The organism is Streptomyces sp. YS415, assembly GCF_023544665.1.
Classification (GTDB): domain Bacteria; phylum Actinomycetota; class Actinomycetes; order Streptomycetales; family Streptomycetaceae; genus Streptomyces.
Map to the genome: position 1 here is coordinate 1 of NZ_JAMJFL010000084.1, position 981 is coordinate 981.

Below are 981 nucleotides of genomic sequence, written 5' to 3' on the forward strand. Positions count from 1 at the left end.
TTCGGCGTTGATGCGCTGGGCTTCCTCGAGCTGGTCTTCGAGAATCACGATGCGGCAGGCGGCCTCGATGGGCGTGCCCTGGTCGACGAGTTCGCGGGCCCGGGCGGCGATGCGCAGTTGGTAGCGGGAGTAGCGGCGGTGGCCGCCGGCGGAGCGCAGCGGGGTGATGAGGCGGTGCTCTCCGATGGCCCGGAGGAAGCTCTGGGTGGTGCCGAGCAGGTCGGCGGCGCGGCCCATGGTGTAGGCGGGATAGTCGTCGTCATCAAGACGGTCGAAGCTGGCGTCTGCTGTCATTGCACCTCTTTGCTCTTCTTGAACACGCGTCGAGGGGTCCGGGTGCCGTACCGGCACCCGGACCCCGAAGGAACTGCTACACCATCCGCCGGCCTTGATACTGCGCCGGCCTTCTTCTTCCGCCGACCCGACCGAACTGCTGCCGGGGACGCGGGGATCGCGGTTGCTTGACCGGAGACCACCTCACTATCGATGTCCTGCGGTACCCGGGCTCAGCAGTTCCGCCCGGGCGATCCTGATGGTGTTCGGCTCCTCCGTTCTTCCTCGGGTCAATCACTTGCACATACGGGGTACTGCGTACTGCTGGTACCGCTGGTGATGCGAACGGCTGGCGACCCTGTCCAAGCGTCACCTTCCGGCAGCCAGCCCCGTCGCCCGTCCTGCGTCTGCTCTGGCTTGGAACCCCACTGCCGAACCTCCCGGTGCGCGCGCCCGCAGCCAACGCCTTCACCGAGGTACTGCCTACTCACTTCACTGCGGAGTACTGCCAACTGCACTTGCTGAACTGCTACTGCGGTACTGCTCACGGCGGCCCCTGATCACTGCGGGCCACCCGGTCCGGTCGTCAGTCCCGTCACCGTCCTGCAAAACCCTGGCTTCGGAACTCCACCACCGCACCGTCCTGCGCACTGCAACTACCTGTACTGCGGGTACTGCTGCCGGCAGTTCATCTCTGCCAGGCCCTGC

The 981-nt window shown here is 66.3% G+C and carries 1 protein-coding gene; it reads right to left on the reverse strand.

Features of this window, described 5'->3' with window-relative positions; translation table 11 throughout:
* Window positions 1–294, reverse strand: a 294-nt coding sequence (locus tag M8H82_RS36335) for a MerR family transcriptional regulator (RefSeq protein ID WP_250080026.1), incomplete at its 3' end; no start/stop codon positions are given.
* Window positions 295–981: the final 687 nt, after the last annotated feature.